The following is a 20478-nucleotide window of genomic DNA, read 5'->3' on the forward strand; positions in this document are numbered from 1 at the left end:
GCATGGGTGATTGGGTTCGGACGGGCTGATGCCGGTCCAACGGAAGCAAGGGGGCTCTGCCCCCTTGGACCCCCGGAATATTTTTAGCCAGATGAAGAATGGATCCTGGTTTTGACTTTGAGTGATGTGCAGAACGGGTTGGCCGCGCAGGGCTATGTTGCCGATGATCGGTTGGCGATGGCGTTGCATTTGGCGCAGGCTTTGGGGCGGCCTTTGCTGCTGGAGGGGCCGGCCGGGGTTGGTAAGACCGAGGTGGCCAAAGCGATGGCGGCCTGGCTTGAGGCGCGGTTGATCCGGTTGCAATGTTACGAAGGGTTGGATGCCAGCCACGCGATCTATGAGTGGAATTATCAGCGGCAGTTGTTGGCGATCCGAGCGAGCGAAGCGCAGGGTGGGGTTGGCGAGGCGCAGTTGTTTTCTGACGCCTATCTGCTGAAACGGCCCTTGTTAGAGGCTATATCGCAGGATGTGCCTCCGGTTTTGCTGATTGATGAGATTGACCGGGCGGATGAGGAGTTCGAAGCGTATCTGCTGGAAATCCTGTCCGACTTTCAGGTCACCATTCCCGAGCTTGGAACTGTTGAAGCCAAGGCGCGGCCGATTGTGATTCTGACGGCCAATGGGACGCGGGATCTGTCGGATGCGCTGCGTCGGCGGTGTCTTTACAGTTTTCTGGATTACCCGTCGAAAGAAACCGAGATGGCGATCCTGCGGACGCGGATGCCCGAGGTTGAGGCGCTGTTGGCGCGGCAGATCATTGGCGTTGTTCAGGCGCTGCGTAAGGAAGACCTTGAGAAAGTGCCGGGGATTGCCGAGATGCTGGATTGGGCAGCGGCCCTATCCGGGCTGGGGGTCAACGATCTGGCGCAATCTCGAGATGAGGTACAGGCCACGCTGGTCTGTCTGTTAAAGACCGCCGCCGACTATGGCGCCGCGCCGCCAGAAGTCATGGATCGTTTGATCGGGAAGGTAGCCTGATGCAGGTGACGCGCTTTCCATCTCGGGCTACGGGCCTTGCCGACCGGATGTCAGGGTTCATCGAGCATCTGCGCCTGAATGGTCTGCGCGTCGGGCCGAGGGAAACCGGGGATGCGCTTGCGGCCCTGACCGCTGTGGACGCGACCGATGCCGATCAGGCGCGGCGGGCCTTGTGCTCGCTTCTGGCGGGGGATGCCGAAGATTGGCGGCGGTTTGATGAGCTGTTCGACGCGTATTGGTTCAACGCCGGAAAGCAGCGCGCAGGCATGGCCCAGACATCTCATGTGCGCGTGCAATCTGCCAAACCGATGATCTGGCAGGGGTCGGATCAGGATCAGACAAATGCGCATGGGGATACAGATCAGGCAGCCACCACTCCTGATCCGGGCGACGGGGAGGCCGAAGGGATGGACGGGAAGCTGATTGCGACCCGTACGGCCAACCTGTCGCGCCGGGATCTGAGAGAGGTGCTGGATGAGCAGACCCTAAAACAGGCAGAAACGGCGGCTTTGGCGTTGGCTCGCGCGATCCGAGACCGTCGGTCCCGCCGGCGAAAGCGGTCACTGAAAGGCCCGGCGTTGGACATGCGGCGCATTCAACGCGCCAGCCTTGCCCGTGGGGGCGAACCGCTGGACCTGTTCCGTCGTGCCCGTCCGCCACGCCCGATGCGGATCGTGGCCCTGTGCGATGTCAGCGGGTCGATGACGGTGTATTCGCGAGTGTTTCTGGCTTTTCTCAAGGGCTTGATCGGCAGTGGAACCGAAGCCGATGCCTACCTGTTTCACACCCGTCTGATGCGGGTCACGGACGCCCTGCGCGATCACGACTCGATCCGTGCTGCGGGACGGTTGTCTCTGATGGCCGAGGGGTTTGGCGGCGGCACCGATATCTCTGGCAGTCTTGAGAGCTTTCTGAACGGCTATGGCGCGCGCGCCCTGAATGGCCGCACCATCGTGCTGATCCTGTCGGACGGGTATTGCAGTTCTGATCCGGACGCGCTGGGCGATGTTCTGGCCCGCATCCGGCGTAAGGCGCGGCGCATTGTTTGGATGAATCCGCTGAAGGGCTGGCAGAACTACCAGCCGGTCGCGGCGGCGATGCAGGCAGCCGAACCCTATCTGGATGCGCATCTGCCCGCAAATACGCTGGATGCACTGGCGGCGCTTGAGCCGCAATTTCGCAAACTGTGAAAGGAGGCCGAGATGGCCAGTTTCGACATTTTCGACACCATAGATCAGTTGCGAAAGACCGGAGACGCCTTTTGCGTCGCGACGGTGCTGCGCACGGCGGATGCGACCTCGGCCAAGGCGGGTGGCAAGGCGGCGGTTACGCGGGATGGGCGAATCCTCGGCCATCTGGGCGGGGCTTGCGTGCAGCGGGCGGTCCGGGCCTCGGCACAAGAGGCTCTGGCCAGCGGCGCACCGCAACTGATCCGGGTTAAACCTTCGGAAAAGGTGGTGAATATGACGGACCCTGACGGCGTTCAGACTTTCAAAAGCGGATGCCCTTCGGGCGGAACCGTCGATCTTCTGGTCGAGCCCTACCAGCAGGCACCGCGTCTGGTGATTTTCGGAGAGTCTCCGATCGCCACCGCTCTTGCCGATCATGCGGCGCTGGCCGGGTTTCGCGTCTGCGTAACAGACGAAGACAACGCAACACATACTCAGGTCGCGCCGGATCAGATCGCCGATCTGGGGATCGAGGCACGGGATTTCGTTGTGGTCGCCTCGCAAGGGCAGGGTGATAGCGCGGCCCTGAAAGCGGCGCTGCAGACGGATGCGGCGCGGGTATCAATGGTTGCCAGCCGCCGTAAGGCCGATACACTGACAGCAAAACTGATCGCGGCAGGCATGGACCCGCTTCGGGTGGCGCGGCTCAAATCCCCCGCCGGGCTCGACATCCACGCCATCGATCCGCACGAAATCGCGGTGTCCATTCTGGCCGAGATCGTCATGTGGCGAAACAGTGATAAGTCCACGGAGGTGTCCCATGATGAAAAGCTTGCGTAAGCGGTTGGCGGCCTTCTGGTCCCAACGCCCCGAACAAACCCCCGAAGACGCGACCGAAACCGCGCTTCGTGTCTTCCCAAGATGCTGCTGAACAAAGGAAAATCCGAATGGAACTGAGTGACGAAATCCGCATCGCCGCGCCGCGTGACGTGGTCTATCAGGCCCTGAACAACCCCGATGTGCTGCGCGAATGCATTCCGGGATGTGAAGAACTGACCCAGAATTCGCCCGACGAATTGGAGGCCAAGGTTGTCTTGAAAATCGGACCGGTCAAAGCAAAATTCGCCGGTCAGGTGACGCTGGATAATTCGAACGCACCGGACGGGTTTTCATTGATGGGCGAAGGCAAGGGCGGCGCTGCCGGTTTTGCCAAGGGAGGTGCCGAAGTGACGCTGACCGAAGACGGGGCCGAAACCGTTCTCACTTACACCGCCAAGGTCGACGTCGGCGGCAAAATCGCCCAGTTGGGCAGCCGCCTGATCGCAGGCACCGCTAAGAAACTCTCGAGCAAGTTCTTCACCCGGTTTGGTGAGATCGTGGCAGAGCAGTCTGTGTCCTGACCACCAACGGGTGCTGGTCGCAGATACCACATCTGCGGCCGCTGTGAACGTTTGTTTGCAGTGTTGGGATATTTGGTGCCCAGGAGAGGACTCGAACCTCCACGTCCATACGGACACTAGCACCTGAAGCTAGCGCGTCTACCAATTCCGCCACCTGGGCAGGTGTCGTGGAGGGGCGTTTAAGCCGACTGGCGGGGGGCGTCAACCGGATTCGGGAAGAATCTTTAAAGTTTTTTGAACCCCGCTGAGCAGCGCTCTGATCCAACATCGGAACCTTGGCGTTGCGCGGCGAATTAGCGCCTTGTTTGCCGCCGGTCCCGGCGCTAATCCTAGGGCGCATTCAGTTCGCAGGAGCCTTCTCATGTCCAAGCTGGTCACGATCTACGGTGGATCGGGTTTTGTCGGTCGCTATATCGCGCGGCGCATGGCGAATGAGGGTTGGCGCGTGCGGGTGGCCGTTCGCCGCCCGAACGAGGCGATGTTTGTCAAACCCTATGGTGCTGTGGGCCAGGTCGAGCCGGTTCTGTGCAATATCCGCGACGATGCCTCGGTTTCTCTGGCGATGCAGGGGGCGGATGCGGTTGTGAACTGTGTTGGCGTCCTCAATGAACTGGGCAACAACGCGTTTGACAAGGTACAGGCCGAAGGTGCCGAGCGGATCGCGCGGCTGGCCGCCGAAAACGGCGTGGCGCGCATGGTCCATGTGTCTGCCATCGGGGCGGATGCGGACTCGGACAGCGTGTATTCCCGGACCAAGGCGCTGGGGGAGGCCGGTGTACTGGCCCATATGCCGGATGCCGTGATCTTGCGCCCCTCGGTCATTTTCGGGACCGAGGATCAGTTCTTCAACCGCTTTGCCGGGATGACCCGGATGGGGCCGTTCCTACCTCTGGTCGGGGCTGGGACACAGTTCCAGCCGGTTTATGTGGATGATGTGGCCCAGGCCGCCGAGATGGCCGTGTTGGGGCAAGCAGAGCCAGGTGTGTATGAGCTGGGCGGGCCCGAAGTGAAATCCTTCCGCGCGCTGATGCAGCAGATGTTGGATGTGATCCACCGCCGCCGGGTCATTATCGGCATGCCGTTCGGGGTGGCCCGGATCATGGCGGGTGTTCTGGACATAGTGAAGTTCGTCAGCTTCCAGCTGTTCCCCAATCACATCCTGACCCGTGATCAGTTGAAGAACCTGCGCCGGGACAACGTGGTGTCCGAGGGTGCGAAAGGCTTTGCCGATCTGGGGATCGAACCCACGACGCTTGAAGCGGTGCTGCCCGAGTATCTGTGGAAGTTCCGTCCCTCGGGTCAGTATGACGAGATCCAGAACTCGGCCCGGAATCTGCGGACCTGATCAGCTATAGGCGATCAGCAGCAGGATGGCGCCCAGAACAACCCGGTAGATCACGTAAGGCGTGAAGCTGACGCTGCGCAACAGCCGCATCATCAGGCTGAGCGCCAGCAGAGCCGACAGAAACGCAAAGCAGGCGGCAATCGCGCCGTCTTTGGCCAGTTGCGCATCGGCTTGGGCCATCACATCCAGCGCCAGCAGTGTGCCCGAAGCCAGAATTGTCGGGATCGACATCAGCATCGCAATCCGCGCGCCATCCTCGCGCGTGTATCCCAACTGCCGCGCGCCAGTGATCGTGATGCCAGAGCGCGAGGTGCCGGGGATCAGCGCCAGAACCTGCCACAGGCCCATGATGGCGGCATCGCGCAGGCCCCAGTCTTTTGCTTCTTTGGTCTGGGGGCCCTTCTGGTCCATCAAATACAGCAGCAGGCCAAAGCCCAGCATCGTCCAGCCAATCACCGCGATAGATCGCATGGCCACGGCCAGCCCGGTGACATGCAGCAACAGCCCGGCGATAACGGCAGGAATCGTGGCCACGATCAGCCCCAGCGCCAGTCGCGCTTGCGGCGTATCGGTGCGCCCGGTCAGCGCGCGCGGCGTTCCGGCGATGGCCTGTTTGACGTCCGACCAGAAGTATAGAACCACCGCACCCAAAGTGCCCACATGCACCGCCACGTCGATCGCCTGCCCCTGATCCTGCATCCCGGTCAGGCTGGGCAGCAGGATCAGATGGCCTGACGACGAGATTGGTAAAAATTCGGTAATTCCCTGTATGATTGCCACGAGAATCAAGTGAAAGAGACTCATCTGCCCTGCCGTGCTGCCGCCCCGTTTTCTTTGTGTTCAATGGGTATAAGCGTGGCCGGGAAAAGGAAAGCGCGTAGATAGGTCCGGATCGGAACTAAAAACACAGAGATTTTCCGGATATTTGACCTGCATGGCGGAATTTTTCCCATTTAGGTCAGCACAGTTGACTTTTCATAAGTAATGTCATCCCGTAAAGAGGTCCGACCAAGCCAATTCATGGAGTCTGACCCGTGGCCAAGCAACCGATGCTGAAATTTGTGCAGATCGACCGTGTCATGCCGGAAAAGCGTGCTGCGGATGACCGCAAGGAAGACTTTGACGAAATCTATGCCGAGTTCGCAGCCGAAAAAGCCGTCGAACAGGCCAGCCGGTGCAGCCAGTGTGGGGTGCCTTATTGTCAGTCGCATTGCCCGCTGCACAATAATATCCCCGATTGGCTGAACCTGACCGCGACAGGCCGGTTGGAAGAGGCGTATCAAACCAGTCAGGCCACCAACACCTTCCCGGAAATCTGCGGCCGTATCTGCCCGCAGGACCGTCTGTGCGAAGGCAATTGCGTGATCGAGCAATCCGGCCACGGCACCGTCACCATTGGTACAATCGAAAAGTACATCACCGACACCGCATGGGACAAAGGCTGGGTCAAGCCGGTGGTCCCCGCTGCCGAACGCAGCGAAAGCGTGGGTATCATCGGCGGCGGTCCCGGTGGTCTGGCTGCCGCAGACATGCTGCGCCGCGCTGGCATTCAGGTGACGGTTTATGACCGCTATGACCGCGCCGGAGGTTTGCTGATGTACGGCATCCCCGGTTTCAAGCTGGAAAAGGACATCGTGCAGCGCCGCAATGACTTGTTGGCCGATGGCGGAGTGAACTTCGAATTGAATTGCGACGTCGACGCTGCGAAATTCGAGGACATTCGCGCAAAGCATGACGCGGTGATCATCGCCACTGGCGTCTACAAGTCGCGCGACCTGTCTATGCCGGGCAGTGGACTGGACGGGATTGAAAAGGCCATCGACTTCCTGACCGCCTCGAACCGCAAAAGCTTTGGTGACGCGGTCGAAGATTTCGACAATGGCCGTCTGAATGCAGATGGCAAGAAGGTTGTTGTCATTGGCGGCGGCGATACCGCGATGGATTGCGTGCGGACCTCGGTCCGGCAGGGCGCGACGTCGGTCAAATGTCTCTACCGTCGTGACCGGGCCAATATGCCCGGTTCCCAACGCGAAACGCAAAATGCCGAAGAAGAAGGCGTGATCTTCGAATGGCTCAGTGCGCCCAAAGGCTTCACCGGCGACGACCGGGTTCAGGGCGTGATGGTGCAGAAGATGCGTTTGGGCCAGCCTGACGCCTCGGGCCGTCAGGCGCCTGAGTTGATCGAGGGCGCCGACTATGTCGAGGACGCCGATCTGGTGATCAAGGCTTTGGGTTTTGAGCCCGAAGACCTGCCCACCCTGTTCGGCCAGCCCGATCTGCCCGTGACCCGCTGGGGTACCGTCAAAGCCGCGTTCCAGACGGGCGAGACCGAGATGGAGGGCGTCTATGCCATCGGTGACATCGTGCGCGGGGCCTCTCTGGTCGTGTGGGCAATCCGCGACGGGCGCGACTGCGCCGATGCGATCATCGACCGGTTCAATGCCAAGGCGACCATAGCCGCCGAATAACCCCAGCGATCAGGAGGCGTGTGATGCCCGAATTGCAAGGCCAATGCATGTGCGGCGCGGTCACCGTGACTGCGACCCCAGCGCAAGACGAACTGGGCGCGTGCCACTGCGATCAGTGCCGCCGCTGGACCAGTTCCATGCTGATCGCGTTTCAGGCCGAACCCGGATATGCAGCACTTGGACCGGTGAAGACCTTCACCTCGTCCGATTGGGCCGAGCGCGCCTTTTGCGCCGAGTGCGGATCGGCGCTGTGGTACCGGCTCACGCTGCCCGGCGAGATGCACGGGCAGACACATATCGCGGCGGGCCTGTTTGATGACACAGGCCATGCGCTGGAACTGGAACTCTTTATCGACAAAAAGCCCAACGGGTACGCGTTCGCAGGCAAGCATCGGCAGATGACGACAGCTGAATTCGAAGCCATGTTCGCTGAGCCCCAAGAAGGAGACAGCCAATGACCAAATATGATGCCAATTGGGTGCGGGCCGAAGAAGCCAAACGCCAGTGGATGGCCGAAAACGGTCTCTATTCCGAGCAGGAAGAGCATTCTTCGTGCGGTGTGGGTCTTGTGGTTTCGCTGGACGGCAAGAAAAGCCGCAAGGTTGTGGATGCCGGTATCGACGCGCTCAAGGCGATCTGGCACCGGGGTGCGGTGGACGCAGATGGCAAGACCGGCGACGGGGCGGGCATACATGTGCAGATCCCGGCCCGCTTCTTCTATGATCAGATCCGTCGCACCGGCCATGAGCCGAACATGGACGAGCTGGTCGCGGTTGGTCAGGTTTTCTTGCCCCGCACCGATTTCGGCGCGCAGGAACAATGCCGGACCATCGTGGAAACCGAAGTTCTGCGCATGGGCTACTACATCTACGGCTGGCGGCATGTGCCGGTCGATGTGACCTGTCTGGGCGACAAGGCCAATGCGACCCGGCCCGAGATCGAGCAGATACTGATCTCGAACTCCAAAGGCGTGGACGAAGAGACGTTCGAGCGGGAACTCTATGTCATCCGCCGCCGGATCGAAAAAGCCGCACTGGCGGGCGGTATTTCCGGCCTCTATCTGGCTTCGCTGTCCTGCCGGTCGATCATCTACAAGGGCATGATGCTGGCCGAGCAAGTGGCCGTGTTCTACCCCGACCTGATGGATGAGCGTTTTGAGTCCGCCTTTGCGATCTACCACCAGCGCTATTCCACCAACACCTTCCCGCAATGGTGGCTGGCCCAACCCTTCCGCATGCTGGCCCATAATGGTGAGATCAACACGCTCAAGGGCAACATCAACTGGATGAAAAGCCATGAGATCCGCATGGCGTCGGCCAGCTTTGGCGACTATGCCGAGGACATCAAGCCGATCATCGCGGGCGGATCGTCGGATTCAGCTGCATTAGACTCGGTTTTTGAGGTTCTGGTGCGCGCGGGCCGGTCCGCGCCCATGGCGAAAACCATGCTGGTGCCGGAAAGCTGGTCCAAGCAGGCGGTGGAATTGCCGCAGGCGTGGCGCGACATGTATTCCTACTGCAACTCGGTGATGGAGCCGTGGGACGGCCCCGCGGCTTTGGCGATGACTGACGGCCGCTGGGTCTGTGCCGGTCTGGACCGAAACGGTCTGCGCCCGATGCGCTATGTGGTCACCGGCGACGGTCTGGTGATCGCCGGGTCCGAGGCCGGGATGGTGCCGATTGATGAAGCATCGGTGACGGAAAAAGGCGCTTTGGGCCCGGGGCAGATGCTGGCCGTGGATATGAAGAAGGGCAAGCTGTTCCGCGACAAGCAGATCAAGGACAAACTGGCGCGGGCGCTGCCGTTTGGCGAATGGGTCGGTAAGATTCACGATCTGGATGAATCCCTTGCCGGAGTGGTTGAGACACCGATCTACACAGGTGAAGAACTGCGCAAACGCCAGATTGCGGCCGGGTATTCGATTGAGGAGCTGGAGCAGATTCTGGCCCCGATGGCCGAGGATGGCAAGGAATCGCTGGCCTCGATGGGGGATGATACCCCCTCGGCGGTTCTGTCCAAGAAATACCGTCCGCTCAGCCATTTCTTCCGGCAGAACTTTAGTCAGGTGACGAACCCGCCCATCGACTCCTTGCGCGAATACCGGGTGATGTCGTTGAAAACCCGGTTCGGGAACCTGAAAAACGTGCTGGACGAAGACAGCAGCCAGACCGAGATCGTGGTGCTGGAAAGCCCCTTTGTCGGCAACGCGCAATGGGACAAGCTGGTTGAAAACTTCGACGCGCCGCTGGTCGAGATCGACTGCAGTTTTGAGTCGGGACGTAGCGCGCTGAGTGCTGCTTTGGCCCGTATCAGAGCCGAAGCCGAAGAGGCCGTGCGTTCCGGCGCGGGGCATCTGGTGCTGTCCGATACGAACTCGGGCGCGGGTCGGGTTGCGATGCCGATGATCCTGGCGACCAGCGCGGTGCATTCGCACCTGACGCGTCAAGGTCTGCGGACCTTCTGTTCGCTGAACGTGCGCTCGGCGGAATGCGTCGATCCGCATTATTTCGCGGTCCTGATCGGCTGTGGCGCGACCGTGGTGAACGCCTATCTGGCCGAGGATTCGCTGGCGGATCGGATTGATCGCGGATTGCTGGATGGGACGCTGACCGAAAACGTCGCGCGCTATCGCGAGGCGATTGATCAGGGCTTGCTCAAGATCATGGCCAAGATGGGAATCTCGGTGATCTCGTCCTATCGCGGCGGTCTGAACTTTGAGGCCGTGGGCCTGAGCCGCGCCATGGTGGCCGAGTATTTCCCCGGCATGACCAGCCGGATTTCTGGGATCGGCGTCACCGGCATTCAGGCCAAGGCCGAGGAGATTCATGCTAAAGGCTGGGACAGCGGTCTGGACGTGCTGCCCATCGGCGGCTTCTACAAGGCGCGCAAATCGGGTGAGACCCACGCGTGGGAAGCGACCTCGATGCATATGATGCAAATGGCCTGTAATCGGGCCTCATATGAGCTGTGGAAGCAATACTCGGCCAAGATGCAGTCGAACCCGCCGATCCATCTGCGCGACCTGATGGATTTCAAACCGCTGGGCAAGCCGGTGCCGATTGAAGAAGTCGAATCGATCACCTCGATCCGCAAACGGTTCGTCACGCCGGGCATGTCGCTGGGCGCGCTGTCGCCCGAGGCGCATAAGACGCTGAACGTGGCGATGAACCGGATCGGTGCGAAATCCGACAGTGGCGAGGGTGGGGAAGACCCGGCGCATTTCGTGCCGGAGCCCAATGGCGACAATCCTTCAGCCAAGATCAAGCAGGTGGCCTCGGGCCGGTTTGGTGTCACCGCCGAATATCTGAATCAGTGTGAAGAGCTTGAGATCAAGGTCGCTCAGGGTGCAAAACCCGGTGAGGGTGGCCAGTTGCCCGGCATGAAAGTCACCGACCTGATCGCGCGTCTGCGGCATTCGACCAAAGGCGTGACGCTGATCTCGCCGCCGCCGCATCACGACATCTACTCGATCGAGGATCTGGCGCAGCTGATCTATGACCTCAAGCAAATCAACCCGCGCTGTAAGGTGACGGTGAAGCTGGTGGCGTCTTCGGGCGTAGGCACGATTGCTGCCGGGGTCGCCAAGGCGAAAGCGGATATTATCCTGATTTCGGGTCACAATGGCGGCACAGGCGCGTCGCCCGCGACCAGCATCAAATATGCCGGCCTGCCGTGGGAAATGGGCCTGACCGAGGCGCATCAGGTTCTGGCGATGAACAACCTGCGCGACCGCGTGACCTTGCGCACCGATGGCGGCCTGCGGACCGGTCGTGACATCGTCATGGCAGCGATGATGGGGGCCGAGGAATATGGCATCGGCACCGCCGCGCTGATCGCGATGGGCTGCATCATGGTACGTCAGTGCCAGTCGAACACCTGCCCGGTTGGTGTGTGTACGCAGGACGAATCCCTGCGCGCCAAGTTCACCGGCAACGCCGACAAGGTCGTCAACCTGATCACCTTCTACGCGCAGGAAGTGCGCGAGCTGCTGGCCAGCTTGGGTGCGCGCTCGATTGATGAGATCATCGGGCGGGCCGATCTACTGGCGCAGGTTAGCCGCGGCTCGGCGCATCTGGACGATCTGGATCTGAACCCGCTGCTGATCACTGTCGATGGCGCGCATGACATCGTCTATAACCGCGACAAGGATCGCAACCCGGTGCCCGATACGCTGGACGCCGAGATCGTGCGCGATGCGGCGCGGTTCCTGAAAGACGGCGAGAAGATGCAACTGTCTTACGCGGTGCAGAACACGCACCGGACGGTGGGAACGCGGGTTTCCAGCCATATCGTGCAGAATTTCGGGATGCGGAACACCTTCCAGGACGACCATCTGCATGTGAAACTGCAGGGCTCGGCCGGTCAGTCGCTGGGGGCCTTTGCGGCACCCGGTCTGAAACTGGAAGTGTCGGGTGACGCCAACGATTATGTCGGCAAGGGCCTGTCCGGCGGCATGATCGTCGTGCGCCCGCCGCAGGTCAGCCCGCTGAAGGCCGACGACAACACGATCATCGGCAACACCGTGCTGTACGGTGCCACCGACGGCCACCTGTTTGCGGCGGGCCGCGCGGGTGAGCGGTTTGCGGTGCGCAACTCGGGCGCGAAAGTGGTGATCGAGGGCTGTGGTTCGAACGGGTGTGAATACATGACCGGCGGTGTGGCGGTGATCCTCGGCGATATCGGGGCCAACTTTGGCGCAGGCATGACCGGCGGCATGGCCTATCTTTATGACCCGGACGGCAAGGCTGAGGCGCTGATGAACATGGAAACGCTCGTCACCTGTCCGGTGACGGTGGACCATTGGATGGATCAGATGAAAACTCTGATCGAACGCCACGCGCAGGAAACCCATAGCCGCAAGGCCGCCGACATTCTGCAGCATTGGGATGTTGAAAAATCCAACTTCCTGCAGGTCTGCCCGAAAGAGATGCTGAACAAACTGAGCCATCCTCTGACAGCCGAAGCTGCGGCCGTTCCTGCCGAATAGGCTCTGATACGGGCAAAATCCAAGCCTTGCGTGTTTGAAATGACACGCAAGGTTTACTTTTGGGCGCGTAACAGATGCCCAATTCTTGCCCGGCGTAGCCGAAAACACCTAGCTTTGGTCATAGTTTGTTCAGGAATTGCAGGCAGCCTGCAATCCGGCGGATGTGAGTGAAGTGGAGTTGTCGGATGCCAACGACCTATACGGACCAGTTTTTTGTGCTCGACCCGGCCAATCCGGGGGCGAACGGGACGGTGGTTGGCTCTACTCTGACGGTGCAGAGCTTTGACATTGTCGATCAGAATGACGACGGGTTGATCAACCGGCTTGGCGGCGCAGGCGTTGGGGATTCGGTCGACGGCTCTGACATTACGGCGACTTATTTCGACGACATGGTGACGGTGCAACTGAGCGACGGGTCGCAGGTCACATATACGGGCGTCACCTTCTATCTGGCCGACGGGCGCGAGGTGTTTACCCCCTCGGGCACTCAGGTTCTTCAGGACGGTACGTTTGTGTCCTCGTCCATCACCGATACCAGCGATACCGGCGCGTCCTTTGGCTCGGTGGATATCGCGGGCGGTGACCTTGGGCCGCCCTGCTTTACACCGGGCACCATGATTGCCACGCCGGACGGAGAACGCCCGGTTGAGGCGCTGAAACCCGGCGATCTGGTTCTGACCGCCGATAACGGGCCGCAGCCCCTGTTGTGGATCGGCAAAACAACTGTGGTGGCCGAGGGCAAACTGGCCCCCGTGCGCTTCGAGGCCGGGGTTCTTGGGTTGGACCGCCCCCTGATCGTGTCACCGCAGCACCGGATGCTGATCGAGGATTGGCGCGCCGCGCTGCATTTTGGCCATGCCGAGGCGCTGATTGCCGCCCATTGCCTGGTGAATGGCGAGACCGTCACGCGGGTCGAAGGCGGCGAGGTCGAGTATATCCACCTGCTGTTTGCCCAGCACGAAATCATCATCGCCAACGGGGCAAAAAGCGAAAGCTACTATCCAGGCCATGCGGTTTCGCGGCCCGAGCGTGAGGTGCAGGCCGAAATATTCCGCCTGTTCCCGGAATTGCGTGCCCGCGACCCGGTCCTGCCGGAAACCGCCCGCCCCGTCGTGCACCCGCGCGAGGCGCGCGCCATCGCGATTTAAGCCGTTTCAAACCCGCGTAGCCCGTCGTATAGCTGGACCATGGCAAAGAAGGCAGCCCGCAAATCTCGCGGTAAAAAAAGCAAGGCATCCAGCAGGAAAATCCCATTGGTGAAACGCATTCGCCGGTGGGTGATGCGCGGTGTTTTGGGCGTAGTGGCCTTTGTCGTGGCGCTTGTGCTGCTGTATTCGGTTGTGAACCCGCCGATCACCCACACAATCTGGTCCGAATGGCGGCGTCTGGGCAAGGTCGAGCGGGATTGGGTCCCGATTGAAGAGATCTCTCCGATCATGGCGCGGTCGGTGGTGGCGGCTGAGGACGCCAATTTCTGCCTACATTGGGGGTTTGACGTCGAAGCCATCCGGGACGCGCTGGAGGATGGCGGCAGTCGCGGTGCCTCGACCCTCACGCAGCAGGTGGTGAAGAATGTGTTCCTGTGGCAGGGCCGTAGTTGGGTGCGCAAGGCGCTGGAAACCTCGATTACACCGGTTGTCGAAATCTTCTGGAGCAAGCAGCGTATCCTTGAGGTTTATCTGAACGTGGCCGAGACCGGCACCGGGCTGTTCGGGGTCGAAGCAGCGGCCAGCAAGAACTTCAACACGAGCGCGGCAAAGCTAACCTCGGTACAGGCGGCGCGGATCGCGGCCATTTTGCCCTCGCCCCGCAATCGGTCGGTCACAGACCCATCGGTTCGGACCCGTCGTCGGGCTGCGTCGATTCTGGACGGGGCGGCCACCATCCGCGCAGATGGTCGCGCGGATTGTTTCGAGGATTGAAACCACCGCCCTGCCAAGGCTAAAGCAGAAGAGTACTCATTGGTTCGATTGGAAGCTCATGGCGCGTCTGTTTCACGTCCCCCTCTCCCCTTACTGCCGCAAGGTCCGTCTGTCGCTGGCGGAGAAGAAGATCGAGGTTGAGCTGGTCGAGGAAAGGTACTGGGAGCAGGACCCCGATTTCCTGCGCCGCAACCCGGCGGGCAAAGTGCCGGTTCTGCGGCTGGACGGGCATACGATGTCGGAAAGCACCGCCATCTGTGAGTATATCGAGGAAACCCGCCCCGAACCGCCCCTGATGCCCAAGACCCCCGAGGCGCGGTTCGAAGTGCGCCGGTTGGTCGGCTGGTTCGACGACAAATTCCATCACGAGGTTACCTCGAAGCTGCTCTATGAGCGGGTGAACAAGAAGGTGACCGGTGAGGGCTATCCGGACAGCAAGAACGTCAAGGAAGGCGCGCGGGCGATCAAGTACCATCTGGACTACATGGCATGGCTGCTGGACCACCGGCGCTGGCTTGCAGGCGATCAGATGACGCTGGCTGATTTTGCGGCAGCCGCGCATCTGTCGGCGCTGGATTATATTTCAGATGTGGACTGGAACCGTTCGCAGGCGGTGAAGGATTGGTACGCCAAGATCAAGTCGCGGCCTGCGTTCCGCTCGATCCTGGCGGATCAGGTGCCGGGATTCCGACCCCCGCCCCATTACGCCGATCTGGATTTCTGATAGGGTAATGGGGGGGCTGTCTGCCCCCCATCGCGCTGGGGCGCGATTCCCCCCGAGGATATTTGTGGACAGATGAAGAGCGGATCGGATTTGAAGGAAAGGCTTGTGCGACAGGCTCTTTCCGAGGGGTTTGTGGCTTGCCGGATATGCCGTCCTTGGGATGTACCTGAGGTGCCCGCGCGGTTGGATGCGTTTTTGCAGGCGGGCTATCATGGACAGATGGGATGGATGGCCGAGCGGACCCATTGGCGCGGCGATCCGGCGGCGCTTTGGCCCGAGGCGCAATCGGTGATCGTGCTGGCCGAGAGTTATACGCCCGAGCATGATCCGACCGGGGTGTTGGCGCATCCGGAGCGGGGGGCGATCTCGGTTTATGCGCAGAACAAGGATTATCACGATCTGGTCAAGAAACGGCTGAAGCGGTTGGCGCGCTGGCTGATCGCGGAAGCCGGGGGCGAGGTTAAGGTGTTTGTCGATACCGCGCCGGTGCCGGAAAAGGCGTTGGGTCATGCTGCGGGGCTGGGCTGGCAGGGGAAGCATACCAATCTTGTCAGCCGGGATTGGGGTAATTGGGCCTTCATAGGGTCTGTTTTTACCACTTTGGATCTGCCGTCGGATATGGCTGAGGTGGATCATTGCGGCTCGTGCCGGGCGTGCCTGGACAGTTGTCCGACGGATGCGTTTCCGGCGCCTTATCAGTTGGACGCAAGGCGCTGTATCTCGTACCTGACCATCGAGCATAAAGGGCCGGTTGACGAAGACTTGCGGGCGAAGCTCGGCAACCGGATTTACGGCTGCGACGATTGTCTGGCCGCCTGTCCCTGGAACAAGTTTGCGGTTGCCGCCAGCGACATGCGGTATGCCGCGCGGGATGACCTTAAAGCGCCGTTGCTGGCGGAGCTGGCGGTTCTGAGCGATGCAGAGTTCCGGGCGAAATTCTCGGGCTCGCCGATCAAGCGGATCGGGCGGGACCGGTTTGTGCGCAATGTACTTTATGCCATTGGCAACTCGGGCCGGGCGGAGCTGCGGCCTGTGGCGCAGTCGTTGACCGATGATCCTGATCCCTCCGTGGCCGATGCGGCGCGCTGGGCGGTGGAACGACTGTCCTAAGTGCCGCAAACAGGCTGGACGCGCCGGTCGAAACCGCTACACCCATGTCCAGCGAACAGATGGGAGGACCCGATGGCTTTGGCTTTGGGGGTGGATACGGGCGGCACCTATACCGACGCGGTTTTGATCCGGGATGAGAGTGAGGTGATCGCCTCGGCCAAGTCCCTGACCACGCGCGCGGATCTGGCGATTGGGGTGGGTAAGGCGATCCGGACGGTGCTGGATGAGGCGCAGGTGTCTCCGCAGGATATCTCGATGGCGTCGCTATCGACGACCTTGGCCACAAATGCGCTGGTCGAAGGACAGGGCGGGCGCGTGGCGTTGATCTATGTTGGGTTCAAAGAAAGCGATCTGGAGAAGCATGGGTTGAAGGAGGCCCTGAAAGGCGACCCGGCTTTGGTGATCGCTGGCGGGCATTCCCATGCTGGAGGGGAAAAAGCGCCGCTGGATGTGGCGGCGCTTGAGGCGTTTTTAGACTCTCACAAAGGCGTTTCCGGCTTTGCGGTCGCTGCGCAATTCGCCACCCGCAACCCTGCGCATGAGTTGGAGGTGGCGCGGATCATCCACGACAGGACCGGTGCGCCGGTCACCTGCTCGCATCATCTGTCGGCCAAGTTGAACGGGCCGAAGCGGGCGGTGACGGCTGTGTTGAATGCGCGGCTAATCGGCATGATCGACCGGCTGATCGGGCGGGCGCAAGATACGTTGCGCGACCTTGGCATTGATGCGCCGATGATGGTGGTGCGCGGCGACGGCGCGTTGATGAGCGCCGAGCAGGCCCGCGAGCGGCCGATTGAAACCATCCTCAGCGGTCCGGCCGCGTCGATTGTGGGCGCGTGCTGGCTGACCGAGGCCGAAACGGCGCTGGTGTCGGATATCGGCGGCACCACCACCGATGTGGCGTTGATCCGCGATGGTAAACCGGCGATTGACCCTGCGGGCGCGCGGGTTGGGGGCTTTCGGACAATGGTCGAGGCCGTGGCGATGCGCACCCATGGTCTGGGCGGCGACAGTCAGGTGCATGTCGTGACCGAAGGTCTGGGCGGTGGCGTGTTTCTGGGCCCCCGGCGCGTGTTGCCGGTGTCGCTGATCGCCTCGGAAGCGCCCGAAGTGGTGCATGCGGTTCTGGATGAGCAACTGCGCGCCACAACGGTTGGCGAACATGACACCCGCTTTGCCCGGCGTGTCCCGGGCATCCGCACCGATGGGATTGGCGCGCGTGAGGAGGCGTTGCTGGACCGGCTTGGCGATCAGGTCCTGCCGCTTAGCGGCCTGCTGCGAACCCGTATAGAACACGGTTCGTTGGGGCGGTTGGTGGATCGGGGGATCGTTCAGGTTTCGGGTATCACGCCGTCGGATGCCAGCCATGTGCTGGGTCGGCTGGATAGCTGGGATGCGGATGCGGCGCGCAAGGCGTTGGAACTGATTTCGCGGCGTCGGGTGGGAACCGGCGATATGCTGGCCAGCACGCCCGAGGAACTGGCGCAGATGATCGTGGATCAGCTTACGGAACAGACCAGTCTGACCCTATTAGAGACTGCTTTTGCGGAGGAGGCTGAGGATTTCGGCATTCCCCCAATGGACCTCGCCCGGCATGTTCTGACCCAAAAAGGTCTGGCGCAGCATCGTGGATTGCTGGCGCTGGATGCCGCGCTGAATGTGGATGTGGTGGGGCTTGGTGCCTCTGCCCCAAGTTACTACCCGGCTGTCGGGGAACGGCTGCATTGTCGGATGGTGCTGCCCGAGCATGCCGGGGTCGCCAATGCCATCGGAGCGGTTGTCGGGCGGCTGACGCTGCGCCGATCCGGTACTGTCACCTCGCCAGCGGAGGGGCAGTACCGCGTGCATCTGGAGGACGGACCGCAGGATTTCACATCAGCGGATGAGGCGTTGGGATTGCTGGAATCCGTGCTGCGGCAAGAGGCGGAAGGTGAGGTTCGTCAGGCCGGGGCGGCGGACATCCGGGTCGTGGTCGACCGCGATATCCGAACCGCCCGGATCGAGGCGCAGGAGGTTTTCGTCGAGGCGCTGATCACGGTTGAGGCCAGCGGCCGGCCTCGGGTTGCGACGGGCTAACCCCTCTCGCCCGGGCGAAAGGGGCGGGGCGCGTTATTCCGCAGCGCTGCGCTTGGGCAGGACCCAGCCGGTGCGCGGGAAGTGGCAGGTATAGCCGTTGGGGATGCGCTCCAGATAGTCCTGATGTTCCGGCTCGGCCTGCCAGAAATCGCCCACGGGTTCGACCTCGGTCACGACCTTGCCGGGCCACAGCCCGCTGGCGTCCACATCGGCGATGGTGTCCAAAGCCACCTGTTTCTGGGCGTCATCAACGTAGTAAATGGCCGAGCGGTAGCTCATCCCGATGTCGTTGCCCTGACGGTTCACCGTGGTCGGGTCGTGGATCTGAAAGAAGAACTCCAGCAGTTCCCGATAGGTGATCTTGGCGGGATCAAAGAAAATCTCGATCCCTTCCGCATGGGTGCCGTGGTTGCGATAGGTGGCGTTGGGCACGTCCCCACCGGTATAGCCGACGCTTGTGCGGGTGACGCCGGGCAGCTTGCGGATCAGGTCCTGCATGCCCCAAAAGCAGCCCCCGGCCAGTACGGCGCGATGTTCGGTCATTGGATCTCCTCCACATGGATCAGATAATCGCCATAGCCTTCGGCCTCCATCTGGTCGCGATGGATGAACCGCAGCGCGGCAGAGTTGATGCAGTAGCGCAGCCCGCCCTGGTCGCGCGGGCCGTCCGGGAACACATGGCCCAGATGGCTGTCGCCGTGTTTCGACCGCACCTCGGTCCGGATCATACCATGGGTCGTGTCCCGGAACTCTTCCACATGTTCGTGAATGATGGGTTTGGTGAAGCTGGGCCAGCCGCAACCGGATTCGTATTTGTGGGTCGAGGCGAACAGCGGCTCGCCCGAGACGATGTCCACATAGATACCCGGTTCCTTGTTGTTCAGATGCTTGCCGGTGCCGGGGCGTTCGGTGCCGCTGTTCTGGGTGACGCGGAATTCCTCGGGTGAGAGGGCGGCGATGGCCTCGGGGGTTTTGGTGTATCGGGTCATGGCTCCTCCGATTCCTTTGGTTTGCCACAGTAGATGGGGTTCGGCGGGCGAAAGCAAAGGCTTGTTGTGTAACCTCGCGCAGACGTGCGGCGGATCAGGCCGGTTTTGGCGCAGGTTGGCGCGACAATTGCACCGCCAGAATACCCAGCGTGGTGATCAGAACGCCTGTCAGGTCCAGCGGGCCAAGTTTTTCGCCCAGCAGGATGGCGGCGATGGTCACGCCGAAAACCGGGTTAAGAAAGTGGAAGGTCGCGGCGCGGACCGGGCCGATGCGATCCAGCAACAGGAACCAGATCAGCGTGGCAAGCAGGCCCGGAAACAGCGTGGTATAGGCGAAGGCCACCGCAAAGGGCAGGGTCAGGTGGATATGGATCGTCTCGAACACCGGGGCGGCAACGAACAGGATGGCCGAGCCCACCAGCATCTGCAGCCCCACCACCATCATGAAATTCCCGCCCGAGGTCGCCCCCCGCACCGCCAACGTGGCAAAGGTCAGCGCCAACGCGCCGATCCCGCAGAGCAGGACGCCGAACAGATCAACACCGGCGCTGATCCGGCTGCTCATGATCAGGGCAACCCCGACAAACCCCGCCAGCAGGCCGAGGATGCCAAGCGGGCGCAACCGCTCGCCCAGCAGCAGCCACCCGGCCAGCGCCACCAGCAGCGGCATGGTCGAGGCGATGATGGCCGCGACCGAGGCCTCGACCGTTTGCATCGCATAGAAATTCAGACCCAAATACAAGGCATTCTGGCAAATCCCGAACAGGATCGTGGCGCGCCACTGGCCCGGTGTCAGGTGCCAGCTTTGTCCCATGGCCCGGGCAATCGCCACGCCCAGCAGCCCCGAGATCAGAAACCGCAGCGCCAGCGAAAACAGCGGCGAGGCATCCGCCACAATGATCCGGGCCGAGGTAAAGGCCGAGGACCAGATCAGGGCAAACACAAGCCCCATGGCAATGGCGCGCAGATCCATGCAGGCCCCCTTGGTTGGTTTGCCGGGACTGTTTCTGAATTTCGTAAGCTCTGCAAGCGGCTGGTTGTTAAGGGTTGGGTGGGTAGCTTTGAAGGGATGCGCGTATAGTCGCTGGTGGCGAAGTACGGTGACTGGACCATAGACATACACTACCTCTCAAATGGAGCTTTACCCGGAAAGACGAATATAATTGCAAAGGTGTAATCTCTGTTCTCTTATTAGTTGTTGAAAACAAATATCGGATTCCCTTTGGATGAACGCTGAACGCACCTTAAAATACCTTCTTTTCATTGGTGTGAGCTGTTTTTTTGGTGGCTTGGAAAGACGGATGAATCAG

The 20478-nt window shown here is 61.2% G+C and carries 17 protein-coding genes and 1 tRNA gene; 13 read left to right on the forward strand and 5 right to left on the reverse strand.

Features of this window, described 5'->3' with window-relative positions; translation table 11 throughout:
- Positions 1-111: 111 nt before the first annotated feature.
- The 4 genes from ACR0JN_RS21760 to ACR0JN_RS21775 all read left to right on the forward strand — a co-directional run bounded on the left by ACR0JN_RS21760 (position 112) and on the right by ACR0JN_RS21775 (position 3547).
- Positions 112-978, forward strand: a complete 867-nt coding sequence (locus ACR0JN_RS21760) for an AAA family ATPase (RefSeq protein ID WP_480888586.1) — start codon at positions 112-114, stop codon at positions 976-978.
- Positions 978-2168 carry a vWA domain-containing protein gene (locus ACR0JN_RS21765; RefSeq protein WP_480888587.1) on the forward strand — a complete coding sequence of 397 codons (1191 nt, stop codon included), beginning with the start codon at positions 978-980 and terminating at the stop codon, positions 2166-2168. The genes ACR0JN_RS21760 and ACR0JN_RS21765 overlap by 1 nt, the downstream gene beginning before the upstream one ends.
- A 12-nt stretch (positions 2169-2180) precedes the next feature.
- Positions 2181-2987, forward strand: coding sequence for an XdhC family protein (locus ACR0JN_RS21770; protein ID WP_480888588.1), 807 nt, complete (start codon positions 2181-2183; stop codon positions 2985-2987).
- Positions 2988-3094: 107 nt separating this feature from the next.
- Positions 3095-3547, forward strand: a complete 453-nt coding sequence (locus tag ACR0JN_RS21775; protein ID WP_480888589.1) for an SRPBCC family protein — start codon at positions 3095-3097, stop codon at positions 3545-3547.
- A gap of 73 nt (positions 3548-3620) precedes the next feature.
- Here the strand turns inward: ACR0JN_RS21775 and ACR0JN_RS21780 are convergent.
- Positions 3621-3707 (reverse strand) — tRNA-Leu (locus tag ACR0JN_RS21780).
- A 201-nt stretch (positions 3708-3908) separates the two neighbouring features.
- Here ACR0JN_RS21780 and ACR0JN_RS21785 point away from each other — a divergent pair.
- Complete coding sequence (locus tag ACR0JN_RS21785) at positions 3909-4892, forward strand: complex I NDUFA9 subunit family protein (RefSeq protein ID WP_480888590.1); 984 nt, start codon at positions 3909-3911, stop codon at positions 4890-4892.
- On the opposite strand, the gene ACR0JN_RS21790 is transcribed toward ACR0JN_RS21785, so the two are convergent.
- Positions 4893-5696: an undecaprenyl-diphosphate phosphatase gene (locus tag ACR0JN_RS21790; protein WP_480888591.1), complete on the reverse strand. Its 804-nt coding sequence runs from the start codon at positions 5694-5696 to the stop codon at positions 4893-4895.
- A gap of 230 nt (positions 5697-5926) precedes the next feature.
- On the opposite strand from ACR0JN_RS21790, the gene ACR0JN_RS21795 reads away from it, so the two are divergent.
- From ACR0JN_RS21795 to ACR0JN_RS21830, 8 genes are all read left to right on the forward strand, one after another.
- A complete protein-coding gene (locus tag ACR0JN_RS21795; RefSeq protein ID WP_480888592.1) occupies positions 5927-7360 on the forward strand; it encodes an NAD(P)-dependent oxidoreductase in 1434 nt (477 codons plus the stop codon).
- A gap of 23 nt (positions 7361-7383) precedes the next feature.
- Positions 7384-7818, forward strand: coding sequence for a GFA family protein (locus tag ACR0JN_RS21800; protein ID WP_480888593.1), 435 nt, complete (start codon positions 7384-7386; stop codon positions 7816-7818).
- Positions 7815-12347, forward strand: coding sequence for a glutamate synthase large subunit (gene gltB / locus ACR0JN_RS21805; protein ID WP_480888594.1), 4533 nt, complete (start codon positions 7815-7817; stop codon positions 12345-12347). Before ACR0JN_RS21800 ends, gltB begins: the two co-directional genes overlap by 4 nt.
- 185 nt (positions 12348-12532) lie before the next feature.
- Positions 12533-13495 carry a Hint domain-containing protein gene (locus ACR0JN_RS21810; protein ID WP_480818150.1) on the forward strand — a complete coding sequence of 321 codons (963 nt, stop codon included), beginning with the start codon at positions 12533-12535 and terminating at the stop codon, positions 13493-13495.
- A gap of 39 nt (positions 13496-13534) precedes the next feature.
- Complete coding sequence (mtgA, locus tag ACR0JN_RS21815) at positions 13535-14269, forward strand: monofunctional biosynthetic peptidoglycan transglycosylase (protein ID WP_480888595.1); 735 nt, start codon at positions 13535-13537, stop codon at positions 14267-14269.
- A 58-nt stretch (positions 14270-14327) separates the two neighbouring features.
- Entirely contained in the window at positions 14328-14993 is a 666-nt protein-coding gene (gene fzlA, locus ACR0JN_RS21820; RefSeq protein WP_480617316.1) for an FtsZ-binding protein FzlA, read from the forward strand.
- A gap of 72 nt (positions 14994-15065) precedes the next feature.
- Positions 15066-16103, forward strand: coding sequence for a tRNA epoxyqueuosine(34) reductase QueG (queG, locus tag ACR0JN_RS21825; RefSeq protein ID WP_480888596.1), 1038 nt, complete (start codon positions 15066-15068; stop codon positions 16101-16103).
- 72 nt (positions 16104-16175) lie between these two features.
- The gene (locus tag ACR0JN_RS21830; protein ID WP_480888597.1) at positions 16176-18179 is read left to right on the forward strand and encodes a hydantoinase/oxoprolinase N-terminal domain-containing protein; all 2004 of its coding nucleotides are present in this window, start codon (positions 16176-16178) and stop codon (positions 18177-18179) included.
- Positions 18180-18212: 33 nt separating this feature from the next.
- Here the strand turns inward: ACR0JN_RS21830 and msrA are convergent, their stop codons facing one another.
- The 3 genes from msrA to ACR0JN_RS21845 form a co-directional block, all read right to left on the reverse strand.
- Entirely contained in the window at positions 18213-18722 is a 510-nt protein-coding gene (gene msrA / locus ACR0JN_RS21835) for a peptide-methionine (S)-S-oxide reductase MsrA (RefSeq protein WP_480888598.1), read from the reverse strand.
- Positions 18719-19168 carry a peptide-methionine (R)-S-oxide reductase MsrB gene (gene msrB / locus ACR0JN_RS21840; RefSeq protein ID WP_480888599.1) on the reverse strand — a complete coding sequence of 150 codons (450 nt, stop codon included), beginning with the start codon at positions 19166-19168 and terminating at the stop codon, positions 18719-18721. Before msrB ends, msrA begins: the two co-directional genes overlap by 4 nt.
- A gap of 94 nt (positions 19169-19262) precedes the next feature.
- Positions 19263-20141 carry a DMT family transporter gene (locus tag ACR0JN_RS21845; RefSeq protein ID WP_480888600.1) on the reverse strand — a complete coding sequence of 293 codons (879 nt, stop codon included), beginning with the start codon at positions 20139-20141 and terminating at the stop codon, positions 19263-19265.
- Positions 20142-20478: the final 337 nt, after the last annotated feature.

It is taken from the genome of Ruegeria sp. G12 (assembly GCF_056533565.1).

What these genes read in the sequence shown, in the direction of transcription:
- ACR0JN_RS21765 (WP_480888587.1), top strand. Translation starts at nt 978, where the DNA reads ATGCAGGTGACGCGCTTTCCATCTCGGGCTACGGGCCTTGCCGACCGG.
- ACR0JN_RS21770 (WP_480888588.1), top strand. Translation starts at nt 2,181, where the DNA reads ATGGCCAGTTTCGACATTTTCGACACCATAGATCAGTTGCGAAAGACC.
- ACR0JN_RS21775 (WP_480888589.1), top strand. Translation starts at nt 3,095, where the DNA reads ATGGAACTGAGTGACGAAATCCGCATCGCCGCGCCGCGTGACGTGGTC.
- ACR0JN_RS21785 (WP_480888590.1), top strand. Translation starts at nt 3,909, where the DNA reads ATGTCCAAGCTGGTCACGATCTACGGTGGATCGGGTTTTGTCGGTCGC.
- ACR0JN_RS21790 (WP_480888591.1), bottom strand. Translation starts at nt 5,696, where the DNA reads ATGAGTCTCTTTCACTTGATTCTCGTGGCAATCATACAGGGAATTACC.
- ACR0JN_RS21800 (WP_480888593.1), top strand. Translation starts at nt 7,384, where the DNA reads ATGCCCGAATTGCAAGGCCAATGCATGTGCGGCGCGGTCACCGTGACT.
- gltB (WP_480888594.1), top strand. Translation starts at nt 7,815, where the DNA reads ATGACCAAATATGATGCCAATTGGGTGCGGGCCGAAGAAGCCAAACGC.
- ACR0JN_RS21810 (WP_480818150.1), top strand. Translation starts at nt 12,533, where the DNA reads ATGCCAACGACCTATACGGACCAGTTTTTTGTGCTCGACCCGGCCAAT.
- mtgA (WP_480888595.1), top strand. Translation starts at nt 13,535, where the DNA reads ATGGCAAAGAAGGCAGCCCGCAAATCTCGCGGTAAAAAAAGCAAGGCA.
- fzlA (WP_480617316.1), top strand. Translation starts at nt 14,328, where the DNA reads ATGGCGCGTCTGTTTCACGTCCCCCTCTCCCCTTACTGCCGCAAGGTC.
- queG (WP_480888596.1), top strand. Translation starts at nt 15,066, where the DNA reads ATGAAGAGCGGATCGGATTTGAAGGAAAGGCTTGTGCGACAGGCTCTT.
- ACR0JN_RS21830 (WP_480888597.1), top strand. Translation starts at nt 16,176, where the DNA reads ATGGCTTTGGCTTTGGGGGTGGATACGGGCGGCACCTATACCGACGCG.
- msrA (WP_480888598.1), bottom strand. Translation starts at nt 18,722, where the DNA reads ATGACCGAACATCGCGCCGTACTGGCCGGGGGCTGCTTTTGGGGCATG.
- msrB (WP_480888599.1), bottom strand. Translation starts at nt 19,168, where the DNA reads ATGACCCGATACACCAAAACCCCCGAGGCCATCGCCGCCCTCTCACCC.
- ACR0JN_RS21845 (WP_480888600.1), bottom strand. Translation starts at nt 20,141, where the DNA reads ATGGATCTGCGCGCCATTGCCATGGGGCTTGTGTTTGCCCTGATCTGG.